This is a genomic window from Gordonia sp. 'Campus', from assembly GCF_022206305.1.
Taxonomy (GTDB): Bacteria; Actinomycetota; Actinomycetes; order Mycobacteriales; family Mycobacteriaceae; genus Gordonia.
Map to the genome: position 1 here is coordinate 48,714 of NZ_JAKOIW010000019.1, position 18,157 is coordinate 66,870.

Below are 18,157 nucleotides of genomic sequence, written 5' to 3' on the forward strand. Positions count from 1 at the left end.
GACCGACAGACTTCAACTCGACCGGCAGACCTCGATCGAAGTCCATCGGTCGAGTTGAGGTCTGCCAGTCGCAGCCAGATCACTGCCGACGGTCCTGTGACGGCGGCACACCGTAGCGTTTGCGGTAGGCCGCCGCAAACCGACTCGCACTCGAAAACCCCCATCGCGCAGCCACTTCCGTCACGGTGCCGGCGTTGTCCGGGGAGGTGAGCTCGGTGTGCGCACGGTCGAGGCGGATGTCCTGCAGCGTTCGGGTGGGGCTCGAGCCGACGTGTTCGGCGAATCCCTCCTGCAGACGACGCAGGCTCGTCCCGCCGAGTTCGGCCATGTCCGCCAGACGCCAGTCCCTGCCGGGATCGTCGTGCAACGCGTCGAGCACCCGCTTGACCGTCCGCGGCCGGAGCCCCGTACCTGCGTCCGCAGGCGACACCGCGAGGAGGAAGGCACTGCTGATCGCACTCGCGAGTTGGGGTCCGACAAGTGGATTGGACAACAGATCCGCTGGTTCACGGATCTGGGCCGACAGCGCGCGCACGAGGGAGAACCACGCCTGTTGATCGGGTCCGGAGAGATCGATCTGATCCGGCAGCATCAACTGCGACCGCAACGCCGTCGCCCGTACCCGGTCGGCCTCACGCTCCAGGTACTCGGCGTCGAACTTGACCCCGACGACGTCGCAGTCGGCTGACCACCTGGTGATGACCGAAGGACGACCGGCGGTGAACACCGTCGCCTTGCCCTGTTCGGATGTCGTGCGCACCGAACCCGCACGCGAATCCAGTACTCCCCGGATCGGGATGTTGACCTCATACGCACCCGGATAGTCACACGCGATGGACACGTCTGTCCCCCAGTTGAGCCGCCCGATGGTGACCGGACCCAGTTCGACCGTCTGCAGCATCAGTTCCAGCCGGTCGGGTGCGGACAGGGCGGTCAATTCGTGCGGGAAGTACACCTCTTCGACGGCCCGATGCGCCGTCTCCCAGTCCTTCGTGTGGGTACCACTCCGCGTGGGCATCGTTCTTCCTCGTGCTCCGATCCAGATCCGCCGGGTGTGCCGGTCCCCCGATTCAACCTGGTGATCCACCGCACTCGCCAGTGTTGTCGAGATCGAGCTCACATCGATCGCGGAATCCGTGCCGACATCGCGCTTCGCGTATCGCCCCGGGACGAGCCGATCCCTAATGTCGCCACACACCACACCGGTGCAGCCCGCCCGGTCCCCGGAACCCCGATCGCGACACCACGAGGAGACGACGATGACCAGCACCATCTCTTGGATCGACGACATCACCATGACCGAGCTCGAACGTAACCCGTATCCCGTCTACGAACGGCTGCGGGCCGAGGCGCCCCTGGCCTATGTGCCGGTCCTCGGTTCGTACGTGGCCACCACTGCCGACATCTGCCGGTCGATCGCCACCAGCCCCGACTTCGAAGCGGTGATCACCAAAGCCGGTGGACGTACTTTCGGTCATCCCGCGGTCATCGGCGTCAACGGACCGATCCACGAGGACCTTCGCTCGATGGTCGACCCGGCACTGCAACCACAAGAGGTCGACCGCTGGATCGACGACCTGGTCCGTCCCATCGCCCGCAGGTACCTGACCGACTTCGAGGACATGGGGAAGGCCGAACTGGTCGCGCAGTACTGCGAACCGGTCAGCGTCCGTGCTCTCGGTGACCTGCTCGGACTGCAGTCGGTGAGCTCGGACAAGCTGCGCGAGTGGTTCCACAAACTGTCGAACTCCTTCACCAACGCGGGTGTCGACGAGAACGGCGAGTTCACCAACCCCGGCGGCTTCGCCGAGGCCGACGCGGCGAAACTCGAGATCCAATCCATCGTCAATCCGCTCATCGACAACTGGATCGTGAATCCCGACGACAGCGCGATCTCACACTGGCTGCACGACGGCATGCCCGACGGGCAGACCCGCGACCGCGACTACATCTACCCGACGCTGTACGTCTATCTGCTCGGCGCGATGCAAGAGCCCGGTCACGCCATGGCGTCGACCCTCGTCGGTCTGTTCACCCGCCCCGACCAGTTCGAGCAGGTTGTCGACGAGCCGGGTCTGATCCCGCGCGCCATCTCCGAGGGGATGCGGTGGACCTCGCCCATCTGGTCGGCGACGGCTCGCATCAGCACCAAGGACGTGGAGGTCGCCGGCGTCGAGTTGCCGGAGGGTTCGGTGGTGCTGATGTCATACGGTTCGGCCAACCACGACGACTCCGTCTACGAGGCCCCGTCCGAGTACGACATCACCCGGCCACCGCTTCCCCACCTCGCCTTCGGCGCCGGCAATCACGCGTGCGCGGGCATCTACTTCGCCAACCACGTCTGCCGGATCGCGCTCGAGGAACTTTTCGAATCGATTCCGAACCTCGAACGCGACAACGCCGGCGACGTCGAGTTCTGGGGCTGGGGATTCCGTGGTCCGACCTCGCTGCACACGGTGTGGGAGGTGTGACGATGCCGGACTCACCCACTGTCACCGTCCAGGCCGGCCGATCCTCCGTGCGGTGCGGGACCGGACAGAAGATGCTCGACGCCTTCCTGCGGAACGGGGTCTGGATCCCCAACTCCTGCAACCAGGGAACATGTGGCACCTGCAAGGTGCGCGTCCTCGGAGGGACGGTGGTCTCCCCGCCGGTCGACGACTCCATATTGTCCACCGCCGAGCAGGACCAGGGCTATGTGCTGTCATGCCAGTCGATCCCGACCTCGGACGTCGTCGTCGAACCACCCGTGCAGGACGCGGGCACACCTCACCACGTCCTGCGGGACCTCGCCGGGACGGTGAGCAGCATGACGAGCATCGCCGACGACACCGTCGCGGTCACGGTGCTGCTCGACGAACCGCTCGAGTTCACGGCAGGCCAGTACGTCGAATTGTCCATACCGGGCACGGGCCAGACGCGCCCCTACTCGATGGCCAACCCACCCAGTCGATCCGACGAACTCGAGTTCCACATCCGACGCCAGCCCGGCGGCCTGGCCACCGACGGGTGGATCTTCTCCTCACTGAGCGTCGGAGCACCGGTCGCGATGACCGGTCCGTGGGGCGACTTCTGTTATGAGCCGGACGATCTCGGCATCGGCCTGGTGTTGCTCGCCGGCGGCACCGGTCTCGCCCCGCTCAAGTCGATCGCCAGGACCGCGCTCGACCTCGACCCCACGCGAGAGATCCACGTCTATCACGGCGTGCGCACGCAGGCCGAGCTCTACGACGTCGACTTCTGGCGCGCATTGTCCGACGAGCACCCCAACCTCCGGTACACGCCGTGCCTGAGCCGCGAACCGTGGTCCGGCCGCACCGGGTATGTCGGCGACGCGCTGACCGAGGACTTCGACTCCTGCCGGAATCACGCGGCCTACCTGTGCGGTCCGCCCGCGATGGTGGAAGCGGGAGTCAAGGCGCTCAAACGCAGGCGGATGCCTCCGCGCCGGATCAGGCGGGAGAAGTACACCCCCGCAATCTCGTTGGTGACCATCTGACCCGACGCTCAGGCGACGTCCTCGATGTCGGCTGCCGAGGCACCGGTGATGATGTCGAGGACGCGCGGATACTCGGCTGCGTCGGAGGACACCACCGATCCGTGGCTGCCGCCCTTGATCAGCACGGCCTCGGCCTCACCCCCCTGTTCGACGACGGCGTCGACGTAGCGCTGCGAATTGACCGGCGACACCATCCGATCGGCCGTCCCGTGCACGGCGACGACGGGTGTGTCCGGATCGATGTTCTGGATCGGATCGACCATCGTGTAGCGCTGCGGGATCTGCCGCGGCGTCCCGCCGAGCGCCGTCACGATGCGGTCGTCACCGTGGGTTGCCGCGTAGACCATGTCGAGAGGTCCGGCGAGGGACACGACCCGGGTGGGACGGAAGACCGGTCGTGCACCGACCTCGTCGTCGTCCAGTTTGTGCCGGGTACCACCCCAGACCGCGAGTTGCGCTCCGGCGCTGTGTCCGACGACGAGCTCGTCATCGGTGTCGATCTGCGGGAACTCCCGATCGACGACGGCCACGTGATCGAGCGCGGAGGCCACGTCGCGGAACGTCGTCGGCCAGCCGCCGCCCGAGCCGACTCGCCGGTACTCGATGTTGTAGACGGCCATGCCCCGGCCCGCGAGATCTTGCGCGAGCGGTTCGAAGATGTCCGCGCCCAGCGCACTCTGCCAAGCACCACCGTGGATCAGGACCACCAGCGGGATCGAATCGACACGCTGCTCCCCCGCCGGGAGATACAGCTCCGCCCAGTTCTGTTCGGAGTCACCACCATCGGGCGTCGGATAGTCGAAGCGATGCACGGTCACCTCGTCGAGGTACTCCGCGGTCGACGCCGCGCTGCTCGACGTGGCGGCCGGCGCGTCCGAACCGGTATCGGCGCAGGCGGTCACCCCCGCCACCAACACGCCGAGAAGTGCGACCATCCGCCGCCGTCGGACGACGCTCCGCACCCCGGGCGACCTCACCGAACGCTCAGCGGCACCGGCGTGATCGACGGACCGCTGCGCACCGTCGCGAGGATCGGGCCCCACCCGGTCCAGAGGTTCACCGGCACGGCGACCGTCGCGTCGGCGGGCAGCGTGATCACCGACGGGCTGACCGCGGTCCGATCGGTGAAGGTGTCACTGCGCTCGACCGAGAGGCGCAACCGCTGGGCCCGACCCTCGGACCGGACACTCACGCCGGTCGTCGTGGTTCCTACGGCCACAGCCGATCCCGGACCGATCGCCAGCTGCGTCGTCTCGGTCGACAACGACCGGAGCGAGTTCTCGGTCGCCACCGCGAATTCGGCGGTCGACGGTGCCGACGAGCTCACGCGCAGTCCGTGACGGACCGGATCGACGTCGATCGCGGCCACCGCGCCCGCGGGCACCTCGAGGTCGCCCAGCGCCACCGCTCCGCCCGCGCTCAGTACGGTCGCATTGATGTCCGCGGTCCGGCCGGCTTCGACACCGTCGACGACGAGTCGGAAGGTGCGCCCGGCGGGCACCGTGATCGTCGCGGAGTTGTCGTTGTTGAAATGGACCTTCTTGTCTACACCCGCAATGGCGCGTCCGGACAGGTCGGTCACGCGCACGTCCCAGTCCACGTCGCCGACACCGCGTGCGCCACCGTTGGTGTCCGACACCATGACCACCGTCTCGTCGTTGCGCAGGTCCGGATCCTGGTGTCGGGCCAGGATCGGCGCCAGCGGGACGAGCATCATCCTGTTCTTCGGCGAGCCCTGGAAGAGCAGGGTCGGCTCGGTGGGATTGGTGGCCGTCGAGTAGTACCAGCTGTTGGCGGCCGGATCGGCCACGATCATCTTCTCGACGCCTGGGAAGTTGTTGTCGTACACGACGATGCCGCGCTTGCCCTGGCCCAGGTCGCGGATGGCGATCGGGTTGATTGCGTGTCCGGCGGACTGCTCCTCGTCGGTGTAGATCGCGAGCACGTAGTTGTCGTTGCGTGCCCAGGCGGACCGCAGTTGCGACAGTGCCTGCGCGACCGTGACCTCCGATTGCACGAGGTCGGTCGGTGGGAAGCCCTGCGTGATGAACATGCGGGCGATGAGTTCGTCGAGCGGCGCCGAGGGTCGGATCCCGTAGACGGGCTGCCAGGGCAACGCGAGCGGGAACGGGCTGAGACGTTTGGTCGAATACAAGCCGGCGAGCGCCGCCATGCCGAAACAGTGCCCACCGGTCATCGAGTCGTTGAACTCGTCCTGCAGGAGTTCGGCAACGGTCGTCGGCGAACACACGCCGAGCACGACGCGTGCGCAGACCTCGTCTCCGAAGACGGCGCGCATCCCGTCGATCGACAGACCTCGCGTGTGCTCGGGGGTGTTCGGTCCCCAGTTCTCGAAGGAGAAGCCGTCCCGCTTGACCTGGAAGTCGGATCGAGCGACCACCTTGCCGGACTGCGGGTTCACCACGGGCGCGGCGTCGGAGGTACCCGCTGCGACGAACGAGAAGGTCGTCGCCAGGGTCAGTACGAGAACGGCCGCCGAAAGACGGATCGACCGACGAAAGCGGCCCTTACCTTTGCGCATTGCTGAACATTAGCGGGCCAAACGGACATCCTGAACAAATCCTGAGAAAAGATCGGTCGCATTTCTGGTGTTGTCCCAGAATTGAGGACGAATCACGCCAGAGTGCGCATGTACTTCATCACGACGTTCCAGTCCTCATAGCTCGGCTGCGTGAAGAAGATGTGCTCGCCCTTGAACTCCTTGACGCCGTGCACTTCCCGGTCGTCGATGATGAAATCGCCGCGGTTGAGGTTCTTGTGGTGGGAGAGGATCAGGCGTTTGTACGCGGGCGAGTCCTCGTCACCGCCGATGTATTTCTTCACCCAGAGGAGCTTGTCGGTCCACGCACTCGGGTTCTCCCACGGCGCCGTGGACAGTATGTAGGTGTCGAAGAGTTCGGCGAGTTCACGGAAGGCCGCTAGCGCACCGGGCAGCGGATCCATCAGGGCGAAGATGCCCGGCACATGGTCGAGGTGGTCCTGATATTCGTCCCGGATCTCTGGACTCAGGCGGTCGACCCCGGACTGAAAGTCGACCAAGGTGTTGTCCATGTCGACGTAGAGGACCTTCTTCTTCGGTGCCGGACGTTCCGTGACCGAGCCGGTCTCGATGGTCGTGGTCATGTGGGACCGCCTTTCGCGTGGGCCGGCGAGTCACCGACCGCCACCGAACTGCGTACCACCCGGTGTCAGGCCTGCGTCTGCCGGGCCAGCGTCCGTCGGGCGATCCGCGCGACCGCCTCGTCGATCAGACGGCCCGCACTGTCGGTGGCCGCGGCGCCTCCCGCGGCGTCGAAGGCGGTCAGGACGTCGCGGGCGGAGGCGACCTCGGCGTCGGTCGGCGCCATCCCCGCGCGGGCGGGAGCGATCTGTCGCGGGTGGATGCAGGCGCGCCCGAGGAAACCGATGGCGGTCAGCCGTCGGGTCTCGTCGGCGAAGCCGTCCGGGTCGTCGATGACCGGCGACGCCGCCCCGAGCGGTGGACCGATCCGTGCGGCGGCCGACGCGGCGACCACCTGCGAGCGTGCCCACAGCAGTTCGTTGCCGACCACTGTGGTGACCCCGAGGTCGGCGGCGAGGTCGACTTCGCCGATCTGGAGGAACTCGACCCGCGGTCCGGCCGCGATGGACGCCGCGTTGCAGAGTCCGGCCCCGGTCTCGATCAGGGGCGACACCGGTGTGCGGGGTCGTCCCCACTCGGCCTCGAGCTCGGCCAGCATGGCGTCCACCCGCTCGAGCGTCGCCGCGTCGTCGACCTTCGGCAGCCAGACGCCGTCGGCCCCGGCACGCACCGCCATGGTGAGGTCGTCGAGGAGTTCGGCTCCGGGGTTGACCCGCACCCAGGCGGGGACGCCGTCCCGGTCGCGGTTCTCCAGCCACCCGCCGACGGCGATGCGAGCGGTGTCCTTGCCCGACAACGGCACCGCGTCCTCGAGGTCGAGGACCACGGTATCGGTCCCCGAGCCGACCGCCTTGTCGAAGCGCTCGGGCCGGTCACCCGGGACGTAGAGGAAGACCAGCGCCTGCGTCATCCGACCGTGACGGTGCCGTTGACGAGCGCCTTGGCGATGACCGTGCGCATGATGTCGTTGGTGCCCTCACCGATCGACATCAGCGGCGCGTCACGGTAATACCGCTCGACGTTGAACTCGGTCGAATAGCCGTATCCGCCGTGGATGCGCATCGCCTCGAGGCTCGCGGTGATCGCGGTCTCCGACGCGAAGTACTTGGCCATGCCGGCCTCACCGTCGACGCGCGCACCCGAATCCGCCTTGGCCGCAGCCCAATAGGTCATCAACCGTGCGGCCTGCAGCTGTGTGGCGATGTCGGCGAGTTTGAGCTGGATGGCCTGGAAGTCCGAGATCGGCTTGCCGAACGCGGTCCGCTCCCGGGAGTAGTTGAGCGCGGCGTCGTACGACGCCTGCGCGATGCCGACGCTACGGCCGGCGATGTTCAACCGGCCGATCTCGAGGCCCGACAGCGCCTGCTGCATGCCCCGGCCCTCGACGCCGCCGAGCAGCGTCGACTGCGGGACGCGCACCTCGTCGAGGAAGATCTCGCACGACTCCGTGCCCTTGTAGCCGAGCTTGCCCATGTCCCGCTGGACCTCGAAGCCGGGAGTGGTGGTGTCCACCAGCAGGATGCTCATGCCCTTGTGGGCCGGGGTGGCCGACGGGTCGGTCTTCACCAGTACCGGGAGCACATTCGCGTGACGCGCGTTGGTGATCCAGGTCTTGGTGCCGCGGATGACGTAGTCGTCGCCGTCCTTGGTGGCGGTCGTCTTGATGCCCTGTAGATCGGTTCCGGCCCCGGGCTCGGTGAGGCCGATTCCGGTGCGGCACTCACCACTTGCCAGGCGCGGGAGCCACTGTGCCTTCTGTTCGTCGGTGCCGTGGCGCGCGATCATCCAGCAGGACAGATTGTGACTGCCGAGGATTCCGGCGATGCCCATCCAACCGCGTGCGAGCTCCTCGTAGACGAGGGTGAAGGACACCATGTCGAGTTCGAGTCCGCCGAATTCCTCCGGCGTGGTGATCCCGAACAGACCCATTTCCCGCAACCGGTCGACGATCTCGGTGGGATACCGGCCGGTGCGCTCCCACTCGTTGGCGACCGGGATGATCTCCTTGTCGACGAGCTGGCGCAGGGCGGCGCGAAAGTCGCGCTGTTCGGAGTTGAAGCTGAAATCCATTGTGATCCTTGCTCTCAGGCGTGACCGGACGGGTTCGCGGCGGCAAACCCACGGCGAGATGGGCGTGGTGTGTGTCAGCCGGCGGCGACGATGGTCGTCGCGAGGGTGGTGATCGGTACGACCGACGACGCGTTCGAGAGACCGAACACCGCGTCGACGAGGTCATCGGAGGCATCTCCGCCACCGCTGTTCCCACGGAACTTCGCGGCCACGGCGTCGTCGTCCATCGGCCGGCCCGAAGTGCCACGGCTGCACGGCACCTCGCCGACGACCCGGGAGCCGTCGGCGAAGGTGATGACCGCCCGGCCGGCGGCGTCGGCGGCCGGGCGGCCATCGGGCACGGTGGTGACCTCGACGAGTCCCGCGGTGGTCGCGACCTCGGGGCGCCCGATCGAGTCCACGGCGTAGGTGTCCACGGTGACGGCACCGTCGTGCACGAGGGCGGCGACGCTCCACGGCAGGTCGAACTTGGCGTCGTAGACGCTGCGCGGGCTGCGGGTACCGGTGCCCGGGCCGCAGACGATCTCGACGCTGTCGGGGTGGACGTCGACGGCGATGCTCGTGATCTCTCCCGGCACGATCTCGCGCCCCTGCTCACCGGCCGTGACCACTGCCGCGCCGACCGCGTCGAGTGCGGCATGCATCAGTTGGCAACTCGGATACGGCTTGATGCCGATACTGGCGCTCTCCCAGCGGGTTCCGAGGTCGGCCACGATGGTGTCGGGATCTATCTCGCGATCGGCGAGCGCACGGTACAGACCGCGGCGGCCTTCGAGCACCGACTCGGGTCCGCTCGCCCCGGCCACCGCGAGCCGCGCGGCCAGGACACCGCTGAAGCCGGCGTTCCCGGGGTGCAGGGTCTTGGTGTTCGCGCCGGTGTCGAGGAACTCGAGGAGCCCACCCGACGACGACGCGGCGATGCCGATCGCATTGGTGAGCACACCGGTCCCGGCGCCGTACAGCAATCCGGCGGCGACGGCACCGGCGAGCGGACCGACGACGGCGGTGGCGTGCAGTCCGCGCGCATGGAACCCGTGGGGCGCAGCCGCGCCGAGACGGCACGCGACCTCGAGCCCGGCCACCAGCGCGACGACGGTGTCGGCGCCGGTCGCGTCGACCTCCTCGGCGACCGCCAGCACCGCCGGGGCCACGACCGTCGTCGGGTGCACCAGCGCGCCGGCGTGCGTGTCGTCGAAGTCGAGCGCATGCATCAGCACGCCGTTGGCGAACGCCGCCGCGGGGGCCGAGATCGCCTCGGCATCTCCGAGCGGGTGGGCCTGGGCGGGACCGCCGAGCGCGCGAGCCACCGTCAACCCCGGTCCGCCCTGGCCGAGGCGCCGGGCCCCGATCCCGTTGCCGATGCCGTCGAGCAGGTGTCGGAGTGCGGCGCGGCGGGTGGTCTCGGGGATGGCGTCGATGCTCAGGCCGGCGGCCCAGCTCGCGAGTCGGCGGGCGGTCACGACGGGGCCTGACCAGAGGGAGCCTGGGCGACCGCGCCGAAGGCGCCGCCGTCGACGAGACCACGGACGTCGTCCGCGCTGTAGCCCAGCAGACCCATCACCTCGTCGAAGTTCTCGTTGCGATGCGGTGCCCGACGATACTCCGTCTTGTCCGTGCCGAAACGCACCGGCGAGGTCACCTGCCGGACCTCACCCCACACCTCGTGTTCGGTGGTGGCGATGAGACCGCGTGCGAGCGTGTGCTCCTCGGTGAGCGCCTGCTCGACGTCGTTGATCGGCCCGGTGGGAACCCCGGCTTCGGTCAGCAGCGACACCCAGTGGTCGACGGTCGACTCGGCGAATCGCTTCTCCAGGATCGGCAGCAGCTCGTCCTTGTGCTGTCCGCGGGCGGCGAAGTCGGTGAACCGCGGGTCGTCGAGCAGCTCGGCCAGACCGATGGCCTCGGCGAGGCGCACCCAGAACTTCTCCTTGGCGCAGCCGACGACGAACCAACCGTCGGTGGCCTCGAAGGCCTGGAACGGCACCAGCGACGGATGCGCCGAATTCTTGGTGCGACCCGGACGGTAACCGGCATTGAGATGCCATGCCGCCGGGTAGGTGAGCATGGAGACCGCGGTGTCGTACAGCGAGACGTCGCAGTCGCCGCCGACACCGTCCCGGCGCGCGGCGTGCAGACCGGCCATCAGGCTCAGGGCGGCGACGAATCCGCCGGAGAAATCCACCAGGGACAGACCGGATTTCGTGGGGGGTCCGTCCGGGTCGCCGGTGAGGTCCATCCAGCCGGCCAGGCCCTGCAGGATGTAGTCGTAACCGGGCTGTTTGGCGCGCGGACCGGTCATGCCGAAGCCGGTGAGGCTGCAGCAGACGATCGCCGGGTTGAGGTGTTTGAGGTCGTCGTAGGTGATCTTGATCTTCGCCGGGACGTCGCCGCGCAGGTTGGAGTAGACCGCGTCGCTGGTCCGCACGAGGTCCTCGAACACCTTGCGACCGCCGGGGGTCGCGAGATCCAATGAGAGACTGCGCTTGTTGCGATTGAAGGCCTCGAAGAACAGGGAATCCTCGCCCGAGTTGTACGGGGGGACATACCTTCCGACGTCGCCGCCGGACTGCGGCTCCTCGATCTTCAACACGTCCGCGCCGAGGTCGGCGAGGTGGACGCTGCCGAACGGGCCGGCGCCGTACTGCTCGATGGCGATGATGCGGACGTCCTCGAGCGGCTTCATCCGACGCTCCCCTCGGTGGTTCCGGTCAGTTCGGTCAGGGACGGGGCCTTGACCTCGGGGAAGTAGTTCTGTCCGATGCCGCTCTCGCGGGTGGCGACCATCACCGAACGCTTCCAGGAGATGACGACCTCGCCGTCCTGGTTGATCCCGCGGGTCACCATCGACACGATCCCCGCATAGGGACGCGACTGTGACAGGCGCAGGTCGGTGCAGATGCTCTCGGCGTAGATGGTGTCGCCGACGTAGACCGGGTGGGCCAGTTTGACGTCGGTGAACTGCAGGTTCGCGACCGCGTTCTGGCTCATGTCGATGACCGAGAGTCCGAGGACCAGGGCGATGGTCAGACCCGAGTTCACGATGACCTTGCCGTCGGTGATGGGATTCGTCGCGGCGAGGTGGGAGTTGAAGTGGTTCTGGTTGGTGTTCATCGACAGGCACGTGATCCACGCGTTGTCGGTGTCGGTGATGGTGCGGCCCATCGGGTGTTGGTAGACGTCGCCCACGACGTAGTCCTCGAAGAAGCGTCCGAGAGTGGCGGGATGGGTGGTCAATGGTCCTCCTCAGGGTGCGGCGTCGTGGAGTGCACACAACGAGCCGTGACGCGGACCACCATAAACATCTGATCTTTAGAACGTCAAGGATGTGTCCATCCTGGCAATACCCTGAGTTTCGTCGCAGGTGTTGCCGAAACCCTCCGATGTATTGCATGATGCTCCGGAGCGCAGCTATGGCTCAGATCACTCCCGTCAACGGGATACAGCTGAAGACGTCGGGGTGACGGCATGTACAGAGGAAGCGAGTTTCGATGAAGCGAATCGGCGTGGATGTGGGCGGCACGTTCACCGACCTGGTCCTGTGGGACGACGACGGGACGGTCACGGTGCACAAGACGCCGTCGACCAACCACGATCCCTCGATCGGCACGATGGACGGGATCGGGGTGCTCGCCGAACGCGCGGGCATCGACGTCGCGGACATCGAGATGTTCTTCCACGGCACGACCGTGGCCACCAACATCGTGCTGGAGCACAACGGCAGCGACGTCGGCATGATCACCACCGACGGCTTCCGGGACATCCTGCACATCGCGCGCAAGAAGCGCCCCCTGAACTACTCCAACTACCAGGATCTGCCGTGGCAGAAGTGGCAGCTGGTGCCCCGTCGCAACCGGCGCACCGTCGCCGAGCGGATGGATGCGGCCGGAAACGTGCTCACCCCGCTCGACGAAGATGCCGTTCGCCGCGAGGTGGGCCTGCTCCGCGAGCGCGGTGTCGAAGCCATCGCGGTGGCCTTCCTGCACGCCTACCGCAATCCGGCCCACGAGCACCGCGTCCGGGACATCATCGCCGAGGAGTACCCCGGCGTGTTCGTCTCGCTGTCCAGCGACGTCGCCTCGCAGTACCGCGAGTACGAGCGCTTCTCCACCACCGCGCTCAACGCGTTCGTCGGCCCCAAGACCTCCCGCTACATCGAGAACCTGGCCGGCAAGGCCAAGGCCGCACAGGTCGGCGAGGACGTCCACCTGATGACCTCCGCCGGCGGTCTCGTCACGTCGCGCAGCGCCAGCGAGGTCCCTGTCTCGCTCCTGACCAGCGGTGTCGTCGCCGGACTCCTCGGCGGCTGCTTCATCGGCAAGGCGTCGGGCTACCCGAGCGTCATCACCCTCGACGTGGGCGGCACCTCCGCCGACATCGGCGTCGCCCCCGACGGCAAGCTCCGCATGAAGCACCTGCTCGACACCCGCATCGGCGACTACCACGCGATGGTGCCGATGGCCGAGGTCGACACCATCGGTGCCGGCGGCGGATCCATCGCCAGCATCGACGAGGGCGGCATGTTCCGCGTCGGACCGCGCAGCGCCGGCGCCATGCCCGGCCCGGCCTGCTACAACCGCGGCGGCACCGAACCCACGTCCACCGACGCGATGGTCGTCATGGGCTGGCTCCGCGAGGACAGCTTCCTGTCGGGAACCATGGAGGTCAAGACCGAACTCGCCACCGAGGCGGTCCAGACCCACATCGCCGACAAGCTCGGTGCCGACATCGAGCACGCGGCGATGGGCATCTTCCAGATCCTCGCGCACTCGATGACCGAGGCCATCTCGCTGCACTCGGTGCGCAAAGGCTATGACCCGCGCGAGTTCTCGTTGGTCGCCGAGGGTGGCGCCGGGCCCCTGTACGCCTGGCAGATCGCCGAACACCTCGGCATTCCGCGTGTCATCGTGCCCGGTCACCCCGGGATCACCTCGGCGGTCGGCCTGCTGACCACCGATGTTCGCTACGAGGTGCCGACCACCGTGTGGACCTCGTCGGCCGAACCCGATCTGGAGCTGCTGCGTCGCGAGATGGACCGGCTGTCCGAGCAGGCCGTCGCCCAGCTTCGCGCCGACGGTATCGCCGAGGACGCGATCACTCTCGAGCGCAGCGTCGACTGTCGTTATGTCGGACAGGGTTACGAGCTCCGGGTCCCCGCACCCGCCGGCGACATCACCGACGAATGGGTCGAGCAGACCGCGGCCACCTTCCACGAGGTCCACGGTCGTACGTATTCGCAACGCTTCGACGACAAGCCGGTCCAGCTGGTCAACATCCGCGTGACCGGAGTGGGCGCGGTCGAGCACATCCGCATCGCCGAGATCGAGAAGGGCGACGCGGACGCGTCGTCGGCGATCAAGGCCACCACTCGCGCGCTGTTCTGGAAGAACGACTCGGCCGATCCGGAATGGGTCGACACCCCCATCTATGACCGCGCACTCTTCAAGGCGGGCAACACCTTCGACGGTCCCGCGATCGTCCAGCAGTTCGACTCGACGACCATCGTCGGCATCGGACAGAAGGCCACGGTCGACGCCGTGGGCCACATCATCATCGAGAGGAGCGCCTGACATGGCGAAAGCTCTGATGCCCACGGAGGGCGTTTCGCTCGCCGCCGAGGCCAACCGGACCTGGAACACCGTCGAGGTCGACCCGATCACCCTGCGCGTCATCGGTGGTGCGCTGAACTCGATGGCCAAGGAGATGGCCCAGGTCCTCTACCGGATGGCCTACTCGAGCCTCATCCGTGAGTCCGAGGATCTCGGCGCCGGCATCTTCGACGTCAACGGTCGCGAACTGTGCGAGTCGGATTCGACTCCGATGCACTGTGGTTCGATCCCCGCCTACATCCGCGGCGTCAACCGCAAGCTCGCCGGTACCTACAGGCCCGGTGACGTGATCCTGCACAACCACCCGTATCACGGTGCCGCGCACTCCCCCGACTACGGCGTGATCATCCCGATCTTCTGGGAGGGCGAGCACATCGGGTTCGCCGGCTGCACCGGTCACGTCTCCGACATCGGCGGCAACTTCCCCGGCCTGTGCATGGACGTCGTCGACGTCTGGGCCGAGGGCAAGCTGATGGACTCGATGAAGATCTACGACGGCGGCGTCCGCAACGACATGCTGATCCAGCACATCCTGGACAACGTGCGCACCCCGGAGCAGAACCGCGGTGACCTCGAGGCTCTCATCGCCTGCTCGCGTATCGGTGAGAAGCGGTTCGTCGAACTGCTCGAGAAGCACGGGCTCGACACCGTCATGAGTGCCGCCGACCGGTGGATGGACTACTCGGAAGAGATGCTGCGCAGCCGGATCCGCCAGATCCCCAATGGCAGCTACGAGGCACCGATCGGCTACCTCGACGACGACGGCAAGAACCGCGGTGTGCCGCTGAAGGTCGCCGTGCGCGTGCAGGTCGAGGACGAGGACGTCCTCATCGATCTCACCGGCTCCAACGACCAGGTGCCGACGGCGTTCAACGTGCCGTTCGAGGGTTCGGTGCTGCCGGTGGCGGTGAGCGCGATTCGCACCATCCTGCTCGACGAGTACCTCACCGAGGAGTTCGTCCCGCAGAACGACGGGTGTTTCCGCCCGGTGCGCGCCTACGCGCCGGAGGGCACGATCTTCAACCCGGACTTCCCGGCATCGTGTTTCGCTCGCTTCTCGCAGGTCAACCGCATCTTCGACTCGATCAACCTGGCGCTGGCGCCGGTGCTGCCCGAGCGGGCGATCGCCGGTTCGTCGGCGGCGCTGTGCGCCATCGCGTACTCGGGTCTGGCCGAGGACGGTGAGTCGTACTGGGTCTACATCGAGATCAACGAAGGTTCCTACGGCGCCCGTAACGGCAAGGACGGCATGGACGCCGTCGACGCCCTCATGGCCAACACCCGCAACAACCCGATCGAGGAACTCGAGCTCAACCACGCGATGCGTGCCGAGCGCTACGAGCTCCGCGACGAGTCACCGGCACCCGGCCAGTGGCGCGGCGGCATCGGCAGCGTGCGGACCTGGTACATGCAGACCGACACCTTCCTCGGCTCCGAGGCAGACAACCGCACCGACCCGCCCGCAGGCGCGCTCGGTGGCGGCGACGGCGCATCGGGCTCGTTCGTCCGCAACCCCGGCACGCCCGAAGAGGAGGTGCTGTTCTCGAAGGTGACCCAGGAGGTCATCCGCGAGGGCGAGCGTCTCGAGATCCGGATGCCGTCGGGCGGTGGCTTCGGCGATCCGTTCCTGCGCGATCCGTTCGCGGTGCTCTCCGACGTGTGGGACGAGTACCTGTCCGCGGACGAGGCGCGTCAGGACTACGGTGTCGTCGTGAACACCGACGACTGGACCGTCGACGCAGCGGCCACCGAGCAGCTCCGCGCGTCGCGGGTGGCGTCCTGACCAGTGACATCGGAGGGGCCGGCGATTCCAGCGCCGGCCCCTCCGGCGTGTCCGAGAGCGAAGCGGGCGAAGGTCGTTCTGCCGACGTCGTTTCCGTTGCCGAGCGGTTGAACACGGTCATCTCGTGGGTTCCCGCCGAGTTGCGGTCCGATCCTGCGGCGTCCGGCCCCCTGTCGGGTGTGCGGATCGGGGTGAAGGACAACATCGAGGTCGGTGGCGTGCGCTCCACCTGTGGGTCCGAGTACTTCGCCGACCGGGTGGCATCCGCCGACGCGGCGTGCGTGACCGCCTTGAAAAAGGCCGGTGCCGTCCTCACCTCGACACTGAATCTCGCCGAGTTCGCCGTCGGTGTGACGAGTCAGAACTCGGCATCGGGTGGGCCGGTGAACCCCTGGGCCGCCGACCGCGTACCCGGTGGATCGAGCGGTGGGTCCGGTGTCGCGGTGGCGGCGGGAATCGTCGACGTGTCCCTCGGCACGGACACCGGCGGATCCATCCGGCTGCCTGCCGCGTGCTGCGGTGTGACCGGCCTGCGGCCGTCCGTCGGAGTGCTCGACATGACCGGGATCTTCCCGGTGAGTGCCGATTTCGACACCGTCGGTCCGCTCGCCCGATCGGCCGCTCTGGTGCGGGAAACGTTCGGAGTGCTCGCCGGCGCCGACCCCGGGCCGGCGACCGCCGGGCCGATGCGTGTCGCGGTGCCCTGGCCGTTCGTCACCGACGAGGTCGACCCGGCGATTCGTGACGCGGTGCTCGGGACCGCCGACCTGCTACGCCGGCTTGGTCACAGGATCGTCGACATGCCTGTGCCCCTGGCCGACACGGCACAGGACGTGGTCTACACGCTGATCTACGCCGATCTCGCGAAGACCCACGCGGAGCGGTTGCGCGACGAGCCGAGTCGGTTCCAACCGGCGACTCGTGAGCGAATCCGGTTGGGACTCAGCATCTCCGATGAGCAGTTGGTCGGTGCGCTGCGCCGGCGCGACGAGTTCCGTTCGGCCCTGCTGGATGTGTTCGCCACGGTGGACGCGGTCCTCACGCCGGCGATGCCCGTCGACGTCCCACTGCTGGGTGGTGGTGATGCGGTGGTGGAACAGGCGCGTCGGATGGGGCAGCTGACCTACCCGTGGTCGTTGCACGACGGCCCGACGCTCGCGCTGCCGGTGGGAGTTCACCCGTCCGGGATGCCGATCGGGGCTCAGCTGACCGCGGCCCACGGCGCCGAGGCCACGCTGTTCGCGCTGGCCGAGCAATACCAGGAGCACACCGACTGGCACCTTCGACGCCCGCCGGTCCGCGTGGACGGGTGAGGCGCCCGCGTCAGCTCTGGCGTCGGAGCAGATCCATCTGTTTGTAGACGTCGCCGAGGTGGTCGAGGTGGCGGCGCATGAGCGTCATCGCGGTCATCGAGTCCCGCGCCTCGACCGCCTCGAGGATGGCCCGGTGGTCTTCGTCGACGCACTTCCAGAAGTCCTCGGGTGCGGTGTCCCGGCTGAACCGGCTGCCGATCACCCGGAAGACCGGCACGGTGATCAGGTCGAGGAGCGGGTTGTCGGCGGCGCGGAGCAGCACGCGATGGAATTCCTGGTTGTTCGCGTACACCTCGGGACCGATCTCACCCAGGGGGTCGAAGATGGTGGCGCGCAACTCTTCCAGGTGCGCGTCGGTGTGCCGGTAGGCGGCGACCCCGGCGGCGGGGACCTCGGTGAGCTGCCGGACCTCCATCAGCTGATCGACGGTCACACCCTCGGCCGCCGCGAGCAAGGTGACCCCGGCTTCGAGGTGGGCACTGAGCTGACTGATGTCGGGGGTCGCGACAAACGTTCCACCCGTCACACCGCGCGTGGTGTGGACCAGGTTCTCGCTGGCGAGGGACCGGATGGCCTCACGCACGGTGCTCTGCCCCACCCCGAACTCGGCGCGCAGCTCGGTGTCGGGTGGCAGTCTGGTGCCCGGGGTCAGCTCGCCGGCCAGGATGCGAACCCGAAGCGCGTCGGCCACCACCTGATATGCCGGGCGGCGGGCGGACTTATTCGCTTCTGTCACAACGTCTT

15 protein-coding genes are annotated in these 18,157 nt (G+C 67.5%); 5 read left to right on the forward strand and 10 right to left on the reverse strand.

The window, feature by feature from the left end:
* Nucleotides 1-79 precede the first annotated feature (79 nt).
* Nucleotides 80-1,018, reverse strand: a complete 939-nt coding sequence (locus tag MAY35_RS18445) for an AraC family transcriptional regulator (RefSeq protein ID WP_238422755.1) — start codon at nucleotides 1,016-1,018, stop codon at nucleotides 80-82.
* Between the two features lie 241 nt (nucleotides 1,019-1,259).
* Between MAY35_RS18445 and MAY35_RS18450 the strand changes: the two genes are divergently transcribed.
* Together MAY35_RS18450 and MAY35_RS18455 are read left to right on the forward strand one after the other, a co-directional pair.
* Nucleotides 1,260-2,471 carry a cytochrome P450 gene (locus tag MAY35_RS18450; protein ID WP_238422756.1) on the forward strand — a complete coding sequence of 404 codons (1,212 nt, stop codon included), beginning with the start codon at nucleotides 1,260-1,262 and terminating at the stop codon, nucleotides 2,469-2,471.
* Between the two features lie 2 nt (nucleotides 2,472-2,473).
* Nucleotides 2,474-3,499 carry a 2Fe-2S iron-sulfur cluster-binding protein gene (locus MAY35_RS18455; RefSeq protein ID WP_238422757.1) on the forward strand — a complete coding sequence of 342 codons (1,026 nt, stop codon included), beginning with the start codon at nucleotides 2,474-2,476 and terminating at the stop codon, nucleotides 3,497-3,499.
* A gap of 8 nt (nucleotides 3,500-3,507) precedes the next feature.
* On the opposite strand, the gene MAY35_RS18460 is transcribed toward MAY35_RS18455, so the two are convergent.
* The 8 genes from MAY35_RS18460 to MAY35_RS18495 all read right to left on the reverse strand — a co-directional run bounded on the left by MAY35_RS18460 (nucleotide 3,508) and on the right by MAY35_RS18495 (nucleotide 11,945).
* Complete coding sequence (locus MAY35_RS18460; protein ID WP_238422782.1) at nucleotides 3,508-4,434, reverse strand: S9 family peptidase; 927 nt, start codon at nucleotides 4,432-4,434, stop codon at nucleotides 3,508-3,510.
* A gap of 38 nt (nucleotides 4,435-4,472) precedes the next feature.
* Nucleotides 4,473-6,041, reverse strand: coding sequence for a hypothetical protein (locus tag MAY35_RS18465; protein WP_238422758.1), 1,569 nt, complete (start codon nucleotides 6,039-6,041; stop codon nucleotides 4,473-4,475).
* A 92-nt stretch (nucleotides 6,042-6,133) separates the two neighbouring features.
* Nucleotides 6,134-6,643, reverse strand: a complete 510-nt coding sequence (locus tag MAY35_RS18470; RefSeq protein WP_238422759.1) for a hypothetical protein — start codon at nucleotides 6,641-6,643, stop codon at nucleotides 6,134-6,136.
* A 65-nt stretch (nucleotides 6,644-6,708) separates the two neighbouring features.
* Complete coding sequence (locus MAY35_RS18475; protein ID WP_238422760.1) at nucleotides 6,709-7,551, reverse strand: CoA ester lyase; 843 nt, start codon at nucleotides 7,549-7,551, stop codon at nucleotides 6,709-6,711.
* A complete protein-coding gene (locus MAY35_RS18480; RefSeq protein WP_004020855.1) occupies nucleotides 7,548-8,711 on the reverse strand; it encodes an acyl-CoA dehydrogenase family protein in 1,164 nt (387 codons plus the stop codon). The genes MAY35_RS18475 and MAY35_RS18480 overlap by 4 nt, the downstream gene beginning before the upstream one ends.
* A gap of 74 nt (nucleotides 8,712-8,785) precedes the next feature.
* Complete coding sequence (locus tag MAY35_RS18485; RefSeq protein ID WP_238422761.1) at nucleotides 8,786-10,171, reverse strand: MmgE/PrpD family protein; 1,386 nt, start codon at nucleotides 10,169-10,171, stop codon at nucleotides 8,786-8,788.
* The gene (locus tag MAY35_RS18490) at nucleotides 10,168-11,394 is read right to left on the reverse strand and encodes a CaiB/BaiF CoA-transferase family protein (protein WP_238422762.1); all 1,227 of its coding nucleotides are present in this window, start codon (nucleotides 11,392-11,394) and stop codon (nucleotides 10,168-10,170) included. Before MAY35_RS18490 ends, MAY35_RS18485 begins: the two co-directional genes overlap by 4 nt.
* Entirely contained in the window at nucleotides 11,391-11,945 is a 555-nt protein-coding gene (locus MAY35_RS18495) for a MaoC family dehydratase (protein ID WP_065632054.1), read from the reverse strand. Before MAY35_RS18495 ends, MAY35_RS18490 begins: the two co-directional genes overlap by 4 nt.
* Nucleotides 11,946-12,199: 254 nt before the next feature.
* Between MAY35_RS18495 and MAY35_RS18500 the strand changes: the two genes are divergently transcribed.
* From MAY35_RS18500 to MAY35_RS18510, 3 genes are read left to right on the forward strand one after another with little or no spacing between them, the layout of a single operon-like run.
* Nucleotides 12,200-14,278 (forward strand): hydantoinase/oxoprolinase family protein, encoded by a 2,079-nt coding sequence (locus MAY35_RS18500; RefSeq protein ID WP_101820405.1) that lies wholly within the window; start codon nucleotides 12,200-12,202, stop codon nucleotides 14,276-14,278.
* A gap of 1 nt (nucleotide 14,279) precedes the next feature.
* A complete protein-coding gene (locus MAY35_RS18505) occupies nucleotides 14,280-16,100 on the forward strand; it encodes a hydantoinase B/oxoprolinase family protein (RefSeq protein WP_238422763.1) in 1,821 nt (606 codons plus the stop codon).
* Nucleotides 16,101-16,147: 47 nt separating this feature from the next.
* The gene (locus MAY35_RS18510; protein ID WP_374237980.1) at nucleotides 16,148-17,413 is read left to right on the forward strand and encodes an amidase; all 1,266 of its coding nucleotides are present in this window, start codon (nucleotides 16,148-16,150) and stop codon (nucleotides 17,411-17,413) included.
* 10 nt (nucleotides 17,414-17,423) lie between these two features.
* Here MAY35_RS18510 and MAY35_RS18515 read toward each other — a convergent pair whose 3' ends face one another.
* Nucleotides 17,424-18,149, reverse strand: a complete 726-nt coding sequence (locus MAY35_RS18515) for a FadR/GntR family transcriptional regulator (protein ID WP_238422764.1) — start codon at nucleotides 18,147-18,149, stop codon at nucleotides 17,424-17,426.
* Between the last annotated feature and the right edge of the window lie 8 nt (nucleotides 18,150-18,157).